Annotated in this window: 17 protein-coding genes; 10 read left to right on the top strand and 7 right to left on the bottom strand. The window is 46.7% G+C overall.

Features of this window, described 5'->3' with window-relative positions:
- Nucleotides 1–58: 58 nt before the first annotated feature.
- From pdxA to MJ595_RS12860, 3 genes are read right to left on the bottom strand one after another with little or no spacing between them, the layout of a single operon-like run.
- Entirely contained in the window at nt 59–1,051 is a 993-nt protein-coding gene (pdxA, locus tag MJ595_RS12870; RefSeq protein ID WP_263078314.1) for a 4-hydroxythreonine-4-phosphate dehydrogenase PdxA, read from the bottom strand.
- Nucleotides 1,048–2,340 carry a peptidylprolyl isomerase gene (locus tag MJ595_RS12865; RefSeq protein WP_263078313.1) on the bottom strand — a complete coding sequence of 431 codons (1,293 nt, stop codon included), beginning with the start codon at nt 2,338–2,340 and terminating at the stop codon, nt 1,048–1,050. Before MJ595_RS12865 ends, pdxA begins: the two co-directional genes overlap by 4 nt.
- A gap of 1 nt (nt 2,341) precedes the next feature.
- Nucleotides 2,342–5,212, bottom strand: coding sequence for an LPS-assembly protein LptD (locus tag MJ595_RS12860; RefSeq protein WP_263078312.1), 2,871 nt, complete (start codon nt 5,210–5,212; stop codon nt 2,342–2,344).
- A 312-nt stretch (nt 5,213–5,524) separates the two neighbouring features.
- On the opposite strand from MJ595_RS12860, the gene MJ595_RS12855 reads away from it, so the two are divergent.
- The 5 genes from MJ595_RS12855 (at nt 5,525) to MJ595_RS12835 (ending at nt 11,838) form a co-directional block, all read left to right on the top strand.
- The gene (locus tag MJ595_RS12855) at nt 5,525–6,589 is read left to right on the top strand and encodes a phosphotransferase (RefSeq protein ID WP_263078311.1); all 1,065 of its coding nucleotides are present in this window, start codon (nt 5,525–5,527) and stop codon (nt 6,587–6,589) included.
- A complete protein-coding gene (locus MJ595_RS12850; protein ID WP_263078310.1) occupies nt 6,586–7,278 on the top strand; it encodes a nucleotidyltransferase family protein in 693 nt (230 codons plus the stop codon). The genes MJ595_RS12855 and MJ595_RS12850 overlap by 4 nt, the downstream gene beginning before the upstream one ends.
- A gap of 10 nt (nt 7,279–7,288) precedes the next feature.
- A complete protein-coding gene (gene djlA, locus MJ595_RS12845) occupies nt 7,289–8,107 on the top strand; it encodes a co-chaperone DjlA (protein WP_263078309.1) in 819 nt (272 codons plus the stop codon).
- Nucleotides 8,108–8,567: 460 nt separating this feature from the next.
- Complete coding sequence (locus MJ595_RS12840) at nt 8,568–9,935, top strand: transposase (RefSeq protein WP_263078307.1); 1,368 nt, start codon at nt 8,568–8,570, stop codon at nt 9,933–9,935.
- A 274-nt stretch (nt 9,936–10,209) separates the two neighbouring features.
- Nucleotides 10,210–11,838, top strand: coding sequence for an alkaline phosphatase D family protein (locus tag MJ595_RS12835; RefSeq protein ID WP_263078306.1), 1,629 nt, complete (start codon nt 10,210–10,212; stop codon nt 11,836–11,838).
- A 50-nt stretch (nt 11,839–11,888) separates the two neighbouring features.
- On the opposite strand, the gene zapE is transcribed toward MJ595_RS12835, so the two are convergent.
- Nucleotides 11,889–12,989 carry a cell division protein ZapE gene (zapE, locus tag MJ595_RS12830; protein WP_263078304.1) on the bottom strand — a complete coding sequence of 367 codons (1,101 nt, stop codon included), beginning with the start codon at nt 12,987–12,989 and terminating at the stop codon, nt 11,889–11,891.
- Nucleotides 12,990–13,112: 123 nt separating this feature from the next.
- Here zapE and MJ595_RS12825 point away from each other — a divergent pair, with 123 nt between their 5' ends.
- Nucleotides 13,113–13,580: a YhcB family protein gene (locus tag MJ595_RS12825; RefSeq protein ID WP_263078303.1), complete on the top strand. Its 468-nt coding sequence runs from the start codon at nt 13,113–13,115 to the stop codon at nt 13,578–13,580.
- Between the two features lie 72 nt (nt 13,581–13,652).
- Here the strand turns inward: MJ595_RS12825 and trxB are convergent, their stop codons facing one another.
- A complete protein-coding gene (gene trxB / locus MJ595_RS12820; RefSeq protein ID WP_263078301.1) occupies nt 13,653–14,606 on the bottom strand; it encodes a thioredoxin-disulfide reductase in 954 nt (317 codons plus the stop codon).
- 222 nt (nt 14,607–14,828) lie between these two features.
- Here trxB and cysZ point away from each other — a divergent pair, with 222 nt between their 5' ends.
- Nucleotides 14,829–15,566, top strand: a complete 738-nt coding sequence (gene cysZ / locus MJ595_RS12815; RefSeq protein ID WP_263078300.1) for a sulfate transporter CysZ — start codon at nt 14,829–14,831, stop codon at nt 15,564–15,566.
- Nucleotides 15,567–15,908: a histidine triad nucleotide-binding protein gene (locus tag MJ595_RS12810; protein ID WP_263078299.1), complete on the top strand. Its 342-nt coding sequence runs from the start codon at nt 15,567–15,569 to the stop codon at nt 15,906–15,908.
- A 213-nt stretch (nt 15,909–16,121) separates the two neighbouring features.
- Here the strand turns inward: MJ595_RS12810 and MJ595_RS12805 are convergent, their stop codons facing one another.
- A complete protein-coding gene (locus MJ595_RS12805) occupies nt 16,122–16,532 on the bottom strand; it encodes an OsmC family protein (protein ID WP_263078297.1) in 411 nt (136 codons plus the stop codon).
- A gap of 214 nt (nt 16,533–16,746) precedes the next feature.
- On the opposite strand from MJ595_RS12805, the gene sodC reads away from it, so the two are divergent.
- Together sodC and MJ595_RS12795 are read left to right on the top strand one after the other, a co-directional pair.
- The gene (sodC, locus tag MJ595_RS12800) at nt 16,747–17,259 is read left to right on the top strand and encodes a superoxide dismutase [Cu-Zn] SodC (protein ID WP_263078295.1); all 513 of its coding nucleotides are present in this window, start codon (nt 16,747–16,749) and stop codon (nt 17,257–17,259) included.
- Nucleotides 17,259–18,038 (top strand): hypothetical protein, encoded by a 780-nt coding sequence (locus MJ595_RS12795; RefSeq protein WP_263078294.1) that lies wholly within the window; start codon nt 17,259–17,261, stop codon nt 18,036–18,038. Before sodC ends, MJ595_RS12795 begins: the two co-directional genes overlap by 1 nt.
- Nucleotides 18,039–18,073: 35 nt before the next feature.
- On the opposite strand, the gene trpC is transcribed toward MJ595_RS12795, so the two are convergent.
- Nucleotides 18,074–18,877 (bottom strand): indole-3-glycerol phosphate synthase TrpC, encoded by an 804-nt coding sequence (trpC, locus tag MJ595_RS12790; protein ID WP_263078292.1) that lies wholly within the window; start codon nt 18,875–18,877, stop codon nt 18,074–18,076.

Genomic DNA, 18,877 nt, shown 5'->3' with positions numbered 1-18,877 from the left:
AGCGGCCACTTCTACATAGCACCTGTATCCATACCATGTTCCCGGCGAGAGCAGATAATTAACTATCAACCATTTCCATAGCTGTCCGGATGGCAACCATTAGACTGCCAGCACAGGCCTTTCCCGTTCCAGCCAGGTCAAGCGCTGTCCCGTGGTCAACAGATGTCCGGATAATAGGCAAGCCCAGCGTGATATTCACCGCATTACCAAACCCTTTGTATTTGAGAACCGGAAGTCCCTGATCATGATACATGGCCAGCACCGCATCACAGTGATCCAGGTATCGGGGAGTGAACAGGGTATCTGCAGGAAGCGGCCCCGTCAGGTTCATACCCAACTGATTCAGCTCTTCAATAACCGGTGAGATAACCTCAATTTCTTCCATCCCCATATGCCCGCCCTCACCTGCATGGGGGTTAAGCCCACAAACCAGAATTCTGGGTTTATTGATTGAGAATTTCTCCTGCATATCCTTATGAAGGATATTCAGTACCTCAACCAGAGAGGCCCTGGTTATTGCCCTGGATACCTGTGACAGGGGTAAATGAGTGGTTGCCAGGGCCACCCGAAGGCCCTCGGTAGCCAGCATCATCACCACCTTCTCCGTCCCGGTCTGGGCTGCCAGGTATTCAGTATGGCCACTGAAAGGAATACCAGCGTCGTTTATAACGCCTTTATGCACAGGCCCTGTGACCATGGCATCAAATAGACCGGAAAGACAACCCTGGGCTGCCATTTCCAGGGTTTTGAGAACATAGTGGCTATTAGCGGGATCAAGCTGACCCGGCTGGCAGGGCTGACTCAGGGAAACAGGGTAAACCAGCAAATGTCCGGCTTTACCGGGAGTCCTGTTATCAGGGTCGAAGGTGTCCAGGCAGATATCCAGATTAAGCTGTTTTGCCCTGTGAGCCAGCAGCTCGGGATCAGCAATCACTACCAGCTGTGCCGAGTGCTGCCGTTGGGCAATCATCAGGCAAAGATCAGGGCCAATACCGGCAGGTTCACCCGCTGTTATGACTAATCGTGGGATACGGGATAATGGGTCATTCATTTCAGTTTGATCTCAACATAAGCCTGATCACGAATTTCCCGCAGCCAGACAGCCAGCTCCTCTTCAAACTTGCGGTTACCCAGTAGCTCCCTGATCTGGTTGCGACGAACCTGGTTACTGATATCAGACTGCCGTTTACCCAAGACTTCCAGAATATGCCAGCCATAACTGCTCTTGAAGGGTTCGCTGACAGTATTCTGAGGTACCAGGTTCATAACCGTCTGGAATTCAGGAACTAGTGACGCAGGGCTAACCCAGCTCAGATCCCCGCCGTTAAGGGCTGATGCGGTGTCATCAGAATAGGCTTTTGCCAGCTCACCGAAATTTTCACCGGACTTGATGCGGTCATAGAGACCTTTCGCCAACATCTGGGCTTCAAGATTGCTGCGGATTTCATTAGGTTTGATCAAGATATGGCGAACATGCACCTGTTCCTGAACATGCTTTTCATTGCCACGGTTATCCAGCAATTTGAAAATATGGAAACCACCAGGGCTGCGAACCGGTTCTGAAACCTGGCCTTTTTTCATTTTCATGGCCTGTTCAGCAAACAGGGTTGGTAGCTGATCCGGTTTGCGCCAGCCAAGGTCACCGCCATTCAGGGCATTTTGCCCCTTGGAATAGGTAATGGCCATTTCAGAAAAGTTAGCCCCTTTTTTCAGCTGGGCAGAAATGTCTTTGGCCTGTTTTTCGGCGGTTTTGATCTGCCCGGGGCTGGCATTTTCAGGGGTGGCAATGAGGATATGGCCCAGGCGATATTCCTGTTCCATTTGCGCCTTGCCTTCCGGAGAGCTCAGGAAACTATCAATCTCCTGTTCACTGACATGGATACGTTCACCCACCTGGCGTTGACGCACCCGGTTAATAATCATTTCCCGGCGGATTTCTTCCCGGGCCTGGGCAAAGGAAAGGCCATCCGCCTCCAGGTTTTTCTTGAACTCCTGCACAGTCATCTTGTTACGCTGGGCGATTTTGCTGATGGCATCATTAAGGGCCCAGTCATCAATGCGAATACCGGCACGCTGCCCCATTTGCAGCTGGATATTCTCAACAACCAGCTGCTCCAGCACCTGCTTCTTGAGGATGTCCTCCGGAGGCAGGGGCACATTCCGGCCAGCCAGCTGGCGGTGCACTGTTTCAACCCGACTGTTCAGCTCGCTATTCATTATCGGATCTTTATCGATAGTGGCCACTATCCAGTCCAGTGGTACCACTCTGGCGCTGACAGCACCACCATGCAGGCTCAGCAAGCAGAGGGCTGCCAGTGCCAGTTGTTTCAATCCCTTCATATTACTTCTCACGTTGAGTATAACCTTGGATACCTGTCAGATATTCAGTAACAGAGCCGCTGGAGAGGCCACCGAGCCCCTTAAGTACAAATTGCAGGAAAACCCCGCTTTTGGAGTTAGGATGGTCGATATTGTCGTCCGGTTCAATCCAGGATCGCCATAATAAGCGAACTTGATAGCAGCAGCTGTTATATTCGACACCGGAAAGTATCTCAAGGTTCCTTTGATTGGTTAGATCGTATTGCCAGCGACCCAGGGCAGACCAATTGTTGGCAACGGGCCAGGCAAAGGACAGGTCACTTTGGCTGAGATTGTTGGAAGCCGTCTTGTAACCTTTGTTGTGATCGCCTGGATCAACCCAGATGTTGTTATCGTTTTCATCCTTAAGATACCGGTCAACCTGATCCCGGAAACGGTAGCCAATATTAAAGGCCTTTCTTCCCCCCTCGGGGTGATAGCGGTAGTAAACACCATAATTATCAATCTGGTTGTCATTAGTATCCCATACCAGATCCTGTCTGATACTCATGGAACGATTGATGTTATAGACCAGCTCTGAAGCCAGGGGAGAGGTTGGGTGCTTCAGTTCATCCCTGATTTTTGTCTGTTCGGCAGTGAGGTCATGATCCCAGTCTGATTCGGATTTTTTACCTGTCGTTGGATCAATATAAACCTTTCGATCACTGAAATAGACAATTTGTCCAATACCAAAATGGGCCCGTTCAAAACCATCATCCTCCATCAGGCGGGTGGTTACCCCCAGGGAAAGCTGATTGGCATCCGCGAGACGGTCATAACCGGTAAAACGGTTATCACGCCACAGGGAACTGTAATTAAAGCCCATGTGGGCGGTATCAAAGATAGGGTTCATCTCCTGGCCTTCCACATGGGGGGCGTAGAGATACTTCATCCGGGGTTCAAGGGTATGGGTAAACTCTGTTGAGCCGATGGTGGTCTGGCGGTCAAAGTATAAACCGCCATCCAGGCTGATAGACGGCACAGTGGTTTTGGGCGACTCGGTATAATCCTTGGCCTTAAAGTCATCATAGGAACCACCGAGGTCATCCACCACTTCAGAGCGAACCAAATTGCTTAGCTTATACTGCACATGACGTACTTTAACGGCAGGCGTCAGGAAACCATAACTCCCACGCATGGGGAAACTGGCACCAGTTTCCAGATACAGCCGTTCCCCTTCAGCCCGGGATATACCGTAACCTTCGTCGTATATACTCTTTTTGACCTTGTCAGCAGGATCAAAGGCAGGGTCAGTGGTTTCGTGGAGGAAGCGCCAGTTATCATCCCTGGAGAATTTGGTGTAGTCCGCCAGATAGCCGACATTGAAGTGTTCAGCCGCCAGCCAGTCTCCTTTTAGCTCAAGCTGAGGTAACTTGTTATAAGGGTCATCGGAGGTTCGACTCATATTCTTGTAATTATGGGCATTAAGCCTGAACTGCCAGTTATAATTTTGATCCCCACCCACATAACGGGTTTCTATTTTCTGATCCAGTGGGCCGCTATTGGAAAGATTAAGCTGGCTGCCAAAATCATCCAGGTAATCCTTATCACTGGCGTTGGCATAATCCACCTGGATATCCCAACGGGAGGTTAGCTTGGTATTGTGACGCCAATTGACCAGCCAGCGTTTTTCATCATAGTTGGGATTTTCATCCTTAAGCGAGTCTTTCCCGGCAATACCGGCAACACCCAGTTCGCCCTTATTATGCTCGGTCAGGTAGCGAGCCTCGGTTTCCAGCAATAACCCCCTTTTGCTTAACAGCCGGGGAGTAATGGTGGCATCGTAGTTGGGGGCCAGGTTCAGGTAGTACGGTATGCTGATATCCAGGCCGTTATCGCTACCGGAGCTAAAGGACGGGTACAAAAAACCGGACTGGCGGCGGTCATCAATGGGAAAATACAAATAAGGGGTATATAAAATAGGCAGTCCCTGCACCCTCACCGTTGCATCCCGGACGGTACCGAAGCCGGTGGCAGGATTCAGCTTGAAGCTTTTACCTGACAGTAGCCAGCCCTCATCTTCGGGAGGACAGTAAGTGTACGTAGCATTGGTCAGATCCATGGTGGTGTCTTCATTTCTGACGACGGAACTGGCCTGTCCCCGCAGCTTGCTGCCATGTATGACATATGTCGCATTTTCTACAGATGCCCTGCCACTGTCCATCTGGGCAGTGCCACGATCACCAATAATCAGAATGCCAGGTTCCCGGATCACCGTATGGCCTTCAAAACCTGCCTGATTGCTCTCTTTATCCAGGGTGACTTTGTCACTCTTAAACTGGCGGCTGGCCTGACGAAGATTGACATTGCCCTCAAGGGTTACAATGGACTCCTGATCATAACGGGTGCTATCGGCTTCTGCCACAATGGGTTGTGAATCAGGATTGCCCTTGAAGTGTATCCCTGGCCGGTCAGGCTCTATATAGGCACCACAGCTGTAGCAGGGTTGTTCGGCTTTTTGTTCAGGAGTCAGTTTTTCATAAGGTACCCAGTCTAAAGTGGTTTTTAGAGCGGGCGGGGTTTTTACCTTTTTTGCAACGCCTGTGGTTTCTTCAGACTGTTGCCCCGTTTCTTTTTCTTTTGTTACTGCAGTTGCAGATTTGGGTAGTGGTGCTCTTTTTATCGGGCTGTACTTTTTAGAAACCGGGGTGCAATCCCAGCCTTTTCCGCTGGCTGCGGGTGAGCAGCTCCATTCACTTTCTGCTTGAACAGAGCCGTCCTTTGCATAAGCCCTTGGCAGCGGGTAACTGGCTAGCAAGCTGGCAGCTATCGCCAAGGCTAATGTCCTTGGTTTAAACGGTATTGGGTGCATCTCCATGAGCTCAACAATCCTGGGACGGTTTTTTGCTTTCACTGGCTTGGCCTTCGATAGAGAAAACACGTGCAATCTGTTTGCAACGTGCCGTTTGCATAATGTTACGCTCTTTGACCAGTGAGTATGATTAAGGAATCTGAGGCTTTCATGATACTGTGTTAAAAGCAGGCTCGAAACCTTTTTTATAACCTGTTTCAGGTACTGGGGGCCTGTCCATAATTTTTTGCAAAAGGCGAAGGTAATGAGAAAATGCGCCTTAGAAAACAAAGTCAGGCGAAATGGGGAGTCTGGTCAGGTTTTGGTTTAGACTTGTGTTCTGCTAACCGTCAATAATACAGGTGACCGGGTTTCATGGTAACCAGCAAGATTGAGCAATTACCGGAATTGATAAAAGCACATGACCGCCGCGGACAGTTGGCGGCATGGGTCGTTGAACAATTATCAACCGAACAGGGAACCGATGGGCAGCTTCCCTTGAAAGCAATCAGCAATGATGCCAGCTTTCGAAAGTATTATCGGGTTCAGGGCCCCCAGGGTTCCCTTATTGCAGTGGATGCGCCTCCTGAAACAGAAGACAGTGCTGCCTTTATTGCCATTGCCGAGGATTGGCGAGGACATCATATTAACGTTCCCTTCGTTTATGCCTTTGATCTTGAACAGGGCTTTATGCTGCTGGAAGACTTTGGTGACTGCCTGTTACAGGAGTGCCTGAATGAGCAGTCCGTGGAGGACTTGTATAGCCAGGCACTGAAAACACTACGGTCTATCCAACAGCTACCCGCAGGTAACTTGCCTTGCTACGATGAACAGCTGCTCAGGTTTGAGCTATCTCTCTATCCTGAATGGTTTCTGCGCTCATTCCTCGGATTACAGCTAAGCGATAAAGAGCAACGGATGCTTGAAGAGCTGTTTGATCACCTGGTTTTTTCAGCATTAGAGCAACCCAAAACTACAGTTCACAGGGATTTCCACTCCCGAAACTTGATGTTAGGTGCCGATGGTGAATTGGGAGTGATTGATTTTCAGGGAGCCCTTTACGGCCCTCTGCTTTACGACCCTGTATCACTATTAAAGGATTGTTATCAGTGTTGGCCGCCGGAAAAAGTTCAGCACTGGTTATTAAACTATACCAACGGTCTCTCTCAACTGGCGTCTGTCAGCTCTGAACAAATCCTGAAATGGTTTGACTGGATGGGCTTACAGCGTCACCTAAAGTGTCTGGGTATTTTTTCCCGACTTTGGATCAGGGATAAGAAAGCCAGCTATCTGGGGGATTTGCCCACCACCTTTAATTACGTGCTGACTGCCTGTGCCCGCTATCCGGAATTACAGGAACATGCCCAGTGGTTGGAGCAGCGAGTCATGCCATTACTCGGTGCAGAGGTGATTCGGATTCAGGAAGAGGTAAAGGCATGAGGGCCATGATTCTGGCTGCCGGCTTTGGCAAGCGCCTGAGGCCAATAACATTGCAAACACCAAAGCCATTAGTGCCTGTTGCGGGAAAACCCCTGATCGTTTATCACATTGAAAACCTGGCCCGTGCAGGTATCCGGGACATTATTATTAATCATTCATGGCTTGGGGATCAGATTGTTTCCCATCTGGGTGATGGTGAGCAGTGGGGGGTCAGGCTCAGGTATTCTGCCGAACCTGAACCCCTGGAAACCGGGGGCGGAATCCTGCAGGCCATGCCCCTGCTGACGGAAGGGGGCAATGATTCGTTTATCGTGATCAATGGAGATGTGTATACGGACTACCCCCTGAACCAATTGCCTTCATCTATAACAGCCCATGCCCATTTGGTGATGGTGAATAATCCTGACTTTAAGCCAGTGGGTGATTTTTCACTGGCTGCTGGCTATGTGCTGGATGACAAGGATCGATCACTGACTTTCAGTGGTATTAGTGTATTATCTAATGCTCTTTTCAATGGTTGTCACCCGGGGGCTTTTAAGCTGGCTCCACTTTTGCGAAAGGCGATGGCCTGCCAGAAAGTAACCGGTGTTCATTACACCGGACACTGGACTGATGTGGGCACTATTGAACGTTTGGAACATCTTGGGCGTTATCTGGATAGTCATCCGGAAACCACTCCGGGAGTATGAGTAGAGTTTCATGACTGCGATTGTTATCGGCATTTTTTTAGGGTTGCTTTTTGGGGGGCCGTTTGGCGCTGTTTTTGGTGGCTTCCTGGGTGCCTGGATCAATAAGAATTATCTGCAGAATGGGCCTGGTGTCACCGGTGGCGGTGCCCGTTTTAACCGTCAGCGAGCACAAAGTGCTTTTTTTAATGCCACCTTTTTGGTTATGGGTCGCCTGGCTAAGGCTGATGGTCGTGTCAGTGAGGATGAGATAGAGACGGCCTCTGCCATTATGCGACAGATGCGTTTATCACCAGAACAGCGCAAAATGGCAATATCCCTCTTTAATCAAGGCAAACAGCAGAATGCCAATATTGAGGCTACCCTCCATGAGTTCAGGCAGGCGGCAGCATCCAGTACACTGGTTCCCATGTTCTTGGAGATCCAGCTCCAGGCCGCTTATGCCGATGGTGCTTTAACCCAGGCTGAGCGACAGGTGTTTCATCAGATTTGCCGTATTCTCGGGGTAAGCTCCGTTGCCTTTGAATTGTTGCATAAGCGCTTCCTGGCCCAGCGGGCATTCTATCAGCAAAGTGCAGGGGGACGGCAGCAACAGCATTTTCAAAGGCCGAATGCGGCCTATGAGCTGAAGCAGGCCTATGAAATTCTGGGTATTGAGAGCAATGCTTCCGATGCAGAAGTCAAGCGAGCCTATCGCAGGCTAATGAGCCAGCATCACCCCGACAAGCTTGTGGCCAAAGGACTACCGAAAGAGATGATGGAGGTGGCCAAGAAAAAAACCCAGGAGATTCAAGGGGCTTACGACAAAATTCGGGCAAGTAGAAAAAAATAGGCTAGGCTTGTTAATCCAGCAGGCTACTGTGTATTGATAATCCATGTATATTCCCAAAAAAAGAGTGCTGTATTGGCATATTCCGGCCACCACCAGAGTTTACCTGAACTCTGGCTTCCACCATCTATCAGCTTACTGCTTCGTCCCGGCAAAACGGGTCAGAATAAAGGCAGCGCCTGCTAAAAGGCTTATCGCTGAAGGAAAGGCAATGGCTGGCGGCCTCCCTCTGTTGGAAAGGACGGTTTCTTTTATCGGCTAGTGCCTGAGAGCCTCAATAACCGTCAGCCATCCCCCCTGATTAAAGAAAAGCAGTTCCCATCTAAAGGTGAAAACTCAGCTATTCCCGTGACATCAATTAAATCACTGCAACAGCAAGGCTTACAGTAAATTCCAAATGGAGTGATTTCGCACAAAATAACGTCTACTTTTGATAGGGATACTTTATCAATGGCTGTCTCTCATGGCTTATCCATTCCAAAAAAGTCGTAAGCATCTTTGTGCAAACAGTTTAATTACTACGATTTCTGAAAGTTATGAGCAAATTCCAAATGTCCGACCAAACAAGGATTCCAGAAAAATAACAATACATGATGCCTCCATGTCCGCTTTTGCCATGATGCATCTCAAGTACCCATCGCTCCTCTCGTTTGAGCGTGATAAAACAGAGCAAGAAGTAAGGCATAACCTTGAGCACCTGTATCAGATAAAAAAACGTGCTCCCTGTGATACCAGTATGCGGGAAATCCTGGATCCAATAGATCCCGTAGAGTTCAAAAAGCCTTTTAAGACATTGCTGTCTAACGTCCAAAGGGGCGGATTACTGAAGGCATTCGAATTTCACTGCGGGAACTTGAAAAATCACTACTTGCTCCCGATCGATGGAACTGGGCTATTTTACTCCTGCAATAATAAAAAACCTTGTCAGGAGTGCTGTACTAAAAATAAGGGAAAGGCCAACGAAGCTCACTACCACCAGTTAATGGCAGCATGCATTGCTCACCCGGATCAAAAAACAGTCTTGCCATTGGCACCGGAAGCCATAGTTTGCCAGGACGGTTCGACCAAAAATGACTGTGAAAAAAATGCCATTAAACGGTTGTTTGCCACCATACGAGAGCATCACCCACGTCTAAAGTTCGTTATTCTTCTGGACAGTCTTTATGCTGACAACCCCACTGTCCAACTGATTAAGAGTTATGGCTGGCATTACATCATTGTCGCGAAAGATGGCAACCATGCCTCGCTGGTTGAAGCGATGGATGAGCTGGATAAAGAAGGAAAAGTTCACCGTGCTGAAAAAGTTAATGAAGAGACTGGAATTAAGTGGTGGTTTCGCTATGCCAATGACGTCAGGCTGAACAAGGCAAAATATGCAGAACAGGTTAATGTGCTTGATTTTGTCGAAACCGATAAAAAAGGTAAACAGCATATCTGGTGCTGGGTGACTGATATTCCGCTTAACGAAGAAACCATAGAACCCGTCATGAAAGGAGGGCGCTGCCGATGGCATATTGAGAACCAGACGTTTAACACCCTGAAAAATCAAGGCTACGATCTCGAACATAACTACGGTCACGGTGAGAAGCACTTAGCCACAAATCTGGCCTATCTGACGATGCTTGCTTTTCTCGTAGATCAAATACAGGAACTGTGCTGTCCCCAGTTTCAGGAAGCTTTAAGAACCCGCTCAAAAGGAGTCCGTATAGCATTATGGAAATGGATACAGGGCTATTTTTTGCATTGGCTGATAAAAACGTGGGAGGGGCTTTTTTACACAGTAACTCATGGTATTGAAGAGAAAAGGGTGATTCCATTCGATACATCATAACCGGCCATATCGTAGCTACGTTCAGGGGTGACATTTTTTCTTTAAAGCTCCGCTTTGTTAATTGGCGGCTCAGTTTTGATCGGCTTCATTATTTTTGCTGCCTTATTGTCAATACCAACGATCATCGACGTTCATCATGCGGGAATAGCTGGTGAAAACTACAATAGATATTACAAAAAAATATTAACCAGTATTCGGTCATGGCAGCTTATTAAACGCATGTAGTACTACACTTATTTACCTGTAGATTTTTACACTTAAAAAGGTGTGTACCGTGTTAAGGTGGTTTATTGTCATATCGTTTATTTGTTTTTCGTTAATCAGTAAAGTTCAAGGCTTTGTCGATGAAAAATTATTTAACCTGGGAGTTCGTTCCGGCGATCCTTCAAAAGAAGGGTTTGTTTTATGGACAAGAATTAATGAAGAAGAAATAGCCGACAGAAATAATTTACCTGTAAAGGTCAAATTACAGGTTTACGAAGATGAACAGTGTAGCTTGCTGGCTAAAGAAGTTGATTTAGAAACAAGTGAACGGGAAGATTTCACTGTTAAATCAGATGTGACGGGGCTTAACCCTAAAAGCATTTATTATTATCGCTTTAAATACGGTGCTGACCAGTATAGTAGAACCGGGCGTGCCAAGACATTACCTGGCCCCGATTATAATGGCCCCATAAGATTATTAGTGCTTACTTGTCAGAATAAAAATACAGGTGATTTTAATTTATATAATAAATTAGCCTTGGATGCCTGGGCGGATAAAATCGATTATGTTTATTTCTCAGGCGATGAAGTTTATGAATATGAAAGTTATGACTATGAATGTGGTTGCTGTTGTGCAAGAAGGCCACGTGCATTTCAACTGCCTTCAGAACAACCTTCTGCAATTAATTATAAGGATTTCAGGGCAATTCGTCATGAATATTTAAAAGATAAAAAGCTCCAGGATTTTTATGCATCCATACCTGTTATTTCTATTCATGATGATCACGAAATTGCCAATAACTGGTATGGGAACCAAAATTCTGAAACCAAAAGGGCTGTTATTCCAGGGCGGGTATATAAAGGAATGGATCATGAACAGATCGCAGAGGATGGTCTTAGGGCATTTGAGCTGTATACTCCCATAAGGTGCTCAGAAGAGAAAGTGGGACAAACTAATCGCAAAAAATATTTTCGTTCATTTTTATTTGGACAAACTGCTAAATTCCTTGTGACTGATTCCAGAAGTTTCCGGGATGGACCGGATAAGGATATCGATGATCCCGAGAAAACCATGCTGGGACAGGAACAGCTAGGCTGGTTTATGAAAGAACTGGCAGACTGGAGGGAGTACGGCCTGACTGTATGGGGAAATCAAACCATGTTCGAACGATTTAGCCGCTGTCCAGTATCCTGCGGTAAAACCAGGGGTCTATTGAATGTGGATCAATGGGATGGGTATCAAGCAGAACAAGATATGATCAGACAGGCGATGTTGAGTGGACCCGGCAGCCAGAATCGTATGGTCTGGCTAGAGGGGGATATGCATACATACCAGCAGAATCATACTGTAGCCACTTCGAAGGAAGGGCATGTATTAGCAAAAGCCCTGGGTTTAATGACACCTGCAGTCACTTCACCAGGTTTTAAGGAAGAGATAGGATGCTGCGGACAATCATCCTGTGTAATGTCGCTATTTTCTAAATTATGCCTATGTACAAACCGGAATATTAAACATTTTGATGCCGATATCCATGGTTATCTTTTAGTGACCTTGAATAAAGATCATGTTGACTGGCAAGTATATGATGTTTCCATTGACTGGCTTCCAGAAGATGCAATGCAAAACTTGAAACATAAATGCAAGGGAAGCTATAGGTATATAAAAGGTAAAGTAAAGAAACTGCCTACTACTAAATAAGAAAAGGCTCTATAGGAACGTCTCTGAAACAACAGGTTAACCTGGCACGATTAACCGGCAATATGTGTCCGTGCCAGAAACTCTTTGGACTGCATTTCATGGAGTCGACTGGCGGTTCTTTGAAATTCGAATGCGAGCCTGCTTCCAGTATAAATTTCATTGATTGGTGAATAAGCAGAGAGGATTAGTGTTACATTTCGGTCATAGAATTCATCCACCAGGCTGATAAAGCGGCGAGCCTGGTCATCTTTACTTTCATCCAGTTCTGGCAACCCTTCAAGTAACACGGTATGGAAAAGGCAGGCTAGCTCCATGTAGTCATTTTGGCTTCTGGGGCCATCACACAGGGCTTCAAATAGAAACCACCCTATCCCCTCATGTCTCTTCACACAGTGAATAGGCCGGTTCAGAAGGGTTATGGGGCTGGTTTCCACATAACGGGTTCCGGAGACTAGGCTATCAAACGTGGCTGCCAGGTGAGCCTGGGCATTCTGATTGAGGGGGGTATAGTAAGTGGTTGCCTGCTCAAGAATCCTCAGTCGATAGTCAGTGCCTCCATCAATATTTAGTACTGTAGTGTGAGTGTTTAATAAATCAATGGCAGGTAAAAAACGAACCCTTTGCAGGCCATCCTTATAGAGGTTATCGGGTGCCACATTGGAGGTGGTCACCAGGATAACACCCTTTTTAAATAAGGCCTCAAGCAGACCCGCCAATATCATGGCATCGGTGATATCTGAGACAAAAAACTCATCAAAGCAGATAATTACGGATTTTTTAGCCATGCCACTGGCTATCTGTTGAAGGGGGTTTTGGACTCCAGCCAGAGAGCGGAGTTCCTCATGTACATACTTCATAAAGTGATGAAAATGCATGCGGGTTTTATGCTCAAAGGGGAGGCTTTCATAAAATAAATCCATGAGCCAGGTTTTCCCGCGCCCCACTCCACCCCATAGATACAGGCCCTTTAGGGGTGTCTCCTTTTTTGGGAACCAGAGCTGGAAGGCTTTTTTTAAAGGACTGGCTTTGGGGGTGACAAGCTGGTCATAGAGAGCCTGAAGGTGCCTTATTGCCAGAGCCTGTGCCGGATCGTCGGAAAAACCGTTATGGGCTAACTCTTGCTGGTAACGAGTTTCAGGCTTTTCTGGCATTTTTTTCTCTAACCACTTTAATCCTTTTGATAGTTACACTATACATTGCCAGAAAAAGATTATAACTTTAAGGCCACATAGATTGGGCGCAGCCCCGCTGAGTGAGGCAATACTGTGGAAAATGTGAACGTAATTTGGCTGGCTGGCAGTTTGGCATTTCTAGGCGGGGGGCTTTGTGGTGCGTTATTATACCATCTTTTTGCAGGTTCCAGTTCCCGTAATGGAAAGTTAGCGGGCCAACTGGATGAGCTTCAACAAGAGTTCAGGGATTATCAGGACAAGGTTGCTGACCACTTTACCACCACGGCTCACCTGGTGAACAAGTTGACGGATACCTATAAAGACGTGCATCAGCATATGGCCAGTGGTGCTGAAGTACTATGCCAGGATGAAAAAGTCAGAAATACCCTGGGTGATGCCCTGCTTGGCAGTAACTCCTTGCTGTCCGGAAAAGCCTTTAAACGCAGAAATGAACGGGCAACGCCGGTGGAGCAACCCAAGGACTATGCACCAAAGCATAAGGCAGAGGATAAGGGAACACTTTCTGAAGATTTTGGCATGAAACCACAGAAAGAAGCGGTAAGCGAGTAGTATCAAAATAACGGAAGGTAAAAAAGAAGCCCGGCTAACCCGGGCTTCTTTTTATACAGGATATGATATTAATTATCGTTTAATCGCATCCAGGTATTTTTCAGCATCCAGTGCTGCCATACAGCCAGTTCCCGCTGATGTAATGGCCTGACGATAAACATGATCCATAACATCTCCGGCAGCAAAGACCCCTTCGATAGAGGTTTGGGTTGCATTGCCTTCCAGGCCACTGTTGACCTTGATATAACCGTCTTTCATTTCCAGCTGACCTGCAAAGATTCCAGTGTTGGGGGTGTGACCAATGGCGATAAACACCCCGGTGACGTCCAGGTCCTGAGTTTCCAGGGTATTCACTTGTTTTACCCGCAGGCCTGTTACACCGGAGTCATCTCCCAGCACTTCATCAACCACACTGTCCAACACTAAACGGATATTACCGTTATTCACTTTATCCATGAGTTTATCTTGCAGGATTTTTTCAGCACGGAACTCCTGACGACGATGCACCAGTGTTACGGTTTCAGCAATATTAGACAGATACAGTGCCTCTTCAACGGCGGTATTGCCGCCACCCACCACCGCAACATGCTGTTTGCGATAGAAGAATCCATCACAGGTTGCACAGGCGGACACCCCTTTACCCTTGAAGGCCTCTTCGCTATCCAGTCCCAGGTAACGGGCGCTGGCACCGGTAGAAATAACCAGGGCATCACAGGTATAGGCTTCATTGCCTTTCAGGGTGAAGGGGCGCTGACTAAGGTCAACCTCTTCAATATGGTCAAAAATAACCTCGGTATTGAAACGCTCGGCATGTTCACGCATTTTATCCATTAGTTCCGGCCCCTGAAGGCCTTCAGCACCACCGGGCCAGTTATCAACTTCTGTGGTGGTAGTCAGCTGACCTCCCATCTGTATGCCTGTGATAATAACAGGCTTCAGGTTAGCCCGGGCGGCATAGACGGCTGCCGTATAGCCCGCAGGGCCTGAACCCAGAATTAACAGTTGAGCGTGTTTGGTTTCACTCATGAGGGACTCCGTTATGGTCTATGCCTGTTCAGTTGAACAATAAATAAAGTAAATAAAATGGCGGTAATGATAACGACTGGGACTATGAAGTGGAAATTGGTATTAGTTATTGAATAAATAGTTGAAATCTATTTTAGGTGTAGAATACGGTGATCTCATTATGGCTGGAGATAGATTTAGTAATACTCCAGAGCAAGACAGCGTTTTTTCACGGTAAATCATATGAACAAAACCTCTTCCACTTCCGGTCCGGGCTTTTTTCTGGATGGACTCCGGATGATTTTTAACCCGGCACTGCGCTGGTTTGTACTGTTGCCGCTATTAATCAATATTGGTGTATTTAGTGGTATCGTCTACTGGGCCTCGCGACAGTTTTCTGCCTGGATGGATTTTTTACTGGGGTGGTTGCCTGAATGGCTTGGATTTATTGAGTATGCCCTCTGGCCACTGTTCTTTCTTGGTATAGTTGCCGTGGTCTTTTTTACCTTTACCGTTATAGGCAATCTCATTGCATCTCCCTTTAATGCACTGTTATCGGAAAAAGTACAGCGTATGGAAGGGGCAGAGTTACCGGATATGGCGCTGAAGGACTGGCTGGTTATTTTGCCCAAAAGTATTGGTCGCGAACTGCGCAAACTTCAGTATTATTTACCAAGGGCATTGATACTACTGATTCTTTCTTTTATTCCGCTGGTTAATCTGGTGAGTCCATTTCTCTGGTTTCTATTTAATGGCTGGATGATGGCAATCCAGTATTGTGACTATGCGGCGGATAACAGAATGATGTCGTTTACTGATATGATGCAGCGGCTGAGGCAAAACAATCCGGGAGTCTGGGCTTTTGGGGCTACAGTTAGCCTGGTTATGTTAATTCCCTTGGTAAACTTATTGATTATGCCTGCGGCAGTTGTGGGCTCAACACTGCTGTGGGAACGTCGAATACAGGCAGGAGGACAATAGATGAGCTGCCTTTTTTGTAAAATGGTTGAAGGGGATATCCCCGTTGACAAGGTCTTTGAAGACGATGACCTGTTGGCATTCAGGGATATTAATCCAGCGGCCCCCAATCATGTGCTGATCATTCCCAAGAAACATATTGGCACCTTGAATGATGCGGTGGAAGATGATCAGTTACTGCTGGGTAAGATGATGCTGACGGCCAGCCGGTTAGCGAAGGAATTGGGTGTGGCAGAGGATGGCTACAGGGTGGTGGTGAACTGTAATAACCAGGGTGGGCAGTCCGTCTATCATATACATTTGCATCTGTTGGGAGGCAGGCAGTTACAGTGGCCTCCGGGCTGAAATATCCCTAGGAGCCTGTCGGACTTAAGCGTCCGTAGCGAGGATCGTAGAAAATTGAGGATAAAAATTCGCTTTTGTGAGGTGAATAGTGGTTCTATTTACCGAACAAAAGCGAATTTTTAGACCAATTTGCTTCGACCGCAGCAGGACAGACTTAAGTCCGACAGGCTCCTAGGGGAGGATACCCTCCCCTCCTTCACAAGCGGTCAACAATCAGGCAGCCTGAACGTCGTAGCTATGAGTAATTTCTATACCGCCTTTGCCCAGCATTATAGCCACGGAACAGTATTTATCAGCGGAGAGTTCAACCGCACGCTGAACCTGGGATTCCTTGATATTGTTGCCTTTGACCACAAAGTTCAGGTGGATTTTGGTAAATACCGCTGGAACCGCATCAGCACGCTCTGCCTGTATGTCAACTTTGCAGTCCTGAACATCCTGTCGGGCCTTTTTCAGGATGCTAACTACATCCACGGAAGAACACCCACCCAGACCCATTAAAATCATTTCCATTGGACTGGCTGCTGACTTACTGTTTTTATCTGCATCCATTACCACGGTATTATTACTATCAGTCAGGCCCATAAAGCGTTCGTTATCGACCCATTTTACCTGTGCTTTCATTCAGGAAGATGCCTTTTTTGCATGTTGTTTGTATCAGCATGCAAGGGTATAGAAAAACTGTCTGTACCGCTACGGCTTAGCCCTACCCTGCTGCCAAAAAATTGGATGGGCCATTAGTTATGCGCATCTGCCCAGAGAGCAAGGCTTTTCCTGTAAGACTGAAAAAATACGACTATGCTGGATCAATGATATTAAAGTTCAGCAGGATCGATTGATGAAAGCTTGCAAAATCCTGGGGGCAGTGATGCTTTTGGCTGCCTGTGCAGAGCAGTCCCTTGAGGTTGATGTTCATAAGGTTTCAGTGGAGGGGATTGGTGCTGATGTCGGTGAAATCATTATTAGCCAGGGAAAAGAGGGGGTGGTGTTTAATGTTTCCCTCACAGGTTTGCCCCCGGGTGAGCATGGCTTTCATGTTCATGAAAATCCTTCCTGTGCTGTGGCTGAAAAGAATGGAGAACCTGTTGCTGCCCTGGCCGCAGGGGGACATTATGATCCAAAGAACAGTGGCAGGCATGAGGGGCCTTATGGAAAAGGCCATTTGGGAGATTTACCCAAGCTGATCGCCGATGAAAAGGGTGACGTTACTATGTCTGTGACGGCACCACGGCTTAAACTGAAAGATTTAAAAGGGCGGACTCTGATGATTCATGCAGGTGGGGATAACTATTCTGATAATCCGCCTATGGGAGGAGGTGGTAGCCGGATTGCCTGTGGAGTAGTATATTGATGGCTTTTTTACACTGCGTCAATGCATTTTATTTCTCTAAATATAAGTTGCTTTTAATTATGAGTATCTTGTGTATTTCATTTTCATGTCTTGCTACTGGCGTGACATATAACCAATCAAAAAGTGAGTGTGAAAAGGCACTTAATAATCCTAAAATCAGAAAAAAGGCTTGGGACAATCATTTATCGCTTTTTCATAGAATGGAAGATCAAATGGAAAATAATTTAACAGATCAACCTTTAATTTTTTCCGCTGGTGAAATGTTCACCCATACTCATAGGCTTTGTCATAAAGATGCCAGACATTCCAATATAAAAGATCAAGATATACAGTATTCTCATTTATGCTGGCATAGTAAGATCGCTTTCACTTATCCAGTGTTACGTATTCAAACAGCTCACATTCCATTAGAAAAGTTAAAAGAATTGATGCCAGATAAAATGTATGAAGATTTATGCTATGAGTTAATAATAAATGGTATTAGTCATAGCCTTCCTGATTGTCTACAGAAAAAAATGATGGCTGCCGATGGGGTTTTACGATTATCTGATAGTTTAGCCACAAAGCATGGAAAAAAAACAATGCATGCTGTTGTTTATTTGAATGAAGGAAAACCATCAGAAAAAACTGAAACTGATCATGCTTTGATTATGTCATGCGTTTATAAAGACTATGATGAGGAATCCGAAGAGAATCCAGCATCTTGTTTACCACACAAGAGTCCATTGTATACCTTTTTTCATTGCTTGAGATACTACGTGAATGGATTTTCCTTTTGACTGTAGCTTTAAAAAGCCACAGTCATAGAAAAAGACTATAAACATTGATTAAATAATCTTTTTAGTGCAATACCCGGATTATCCTGTCGCATAAATGCCTCTCCCACAAGAAAACTATTTACATTATGGTTAAACATGGCGGCCACATCCTCTCTGGTATGGATACCACTTTCTGTAATCACCAGACGGCCATCCGGAATATAGGGAAGTAACCCGAAGGTGTTGTCGAGGCTGACCTCAAAGGTATGAAGATTACGGTTATTAATGCCCAGTAAAGCGCCCTCAAGCGATAAGGCCCTTGCCAGTTCATCACCGCCGTGAACTTCAACCAGTACACTCATACCCAGCTCCTGGGCAATGCCATTAAAATCGGCCAGCTGGGTATCTGATAGCGCAGATACAATCAGCAGTATACAGTCAGCGCCCATTAACCGCGCTTCGTAGAGCTGCCAGGGATCAACCATAAAGTCTTTTCGCAGGATGGGCAGTGAACAGGCATTTTTTGCCTGTTTCAGATAGTCAGGGGAACCCTGAAAGAAATCACGGTCAGTTAATACGGACAAACAGGTGGCTCCGGCCTGTTCATAGTTTTCCGCAATCGTTGAGGGTTCAAAGTGCTCTCGAATAATGCCTTTACTGGGAGAGGCCTTTTTTAACTCTGCAATAATGGCTGCTTTGCCGGAACGGGCCTGCCGTTGCAGCCTGGCAGCAAATCCCCTTGCTGGCGGACAATCTGCCACCTGGGCACGGGCATTGGCGAGGGTCAGCTGCCGCTGGCCTTCACTGACCTCTTCATACTTACGGGCAATAATTTTTGTCAGGATGGTTGGCAAAGACAT

Origin of the sequence: Endozoicomonas sp. Mp262 (assembly GCF_025643335.1) — a bacterium.
In the GTDB taxonomy this organism is placed as follows: Bacteria; Pseudomonadota; Gammaproteobacteria; order Pseudomonadales; family Endozoicomonadaceae; genus Endonucleibacter.
This window is presented reverse-complemented; position numbering and strand designations above follow the sequence as displayed.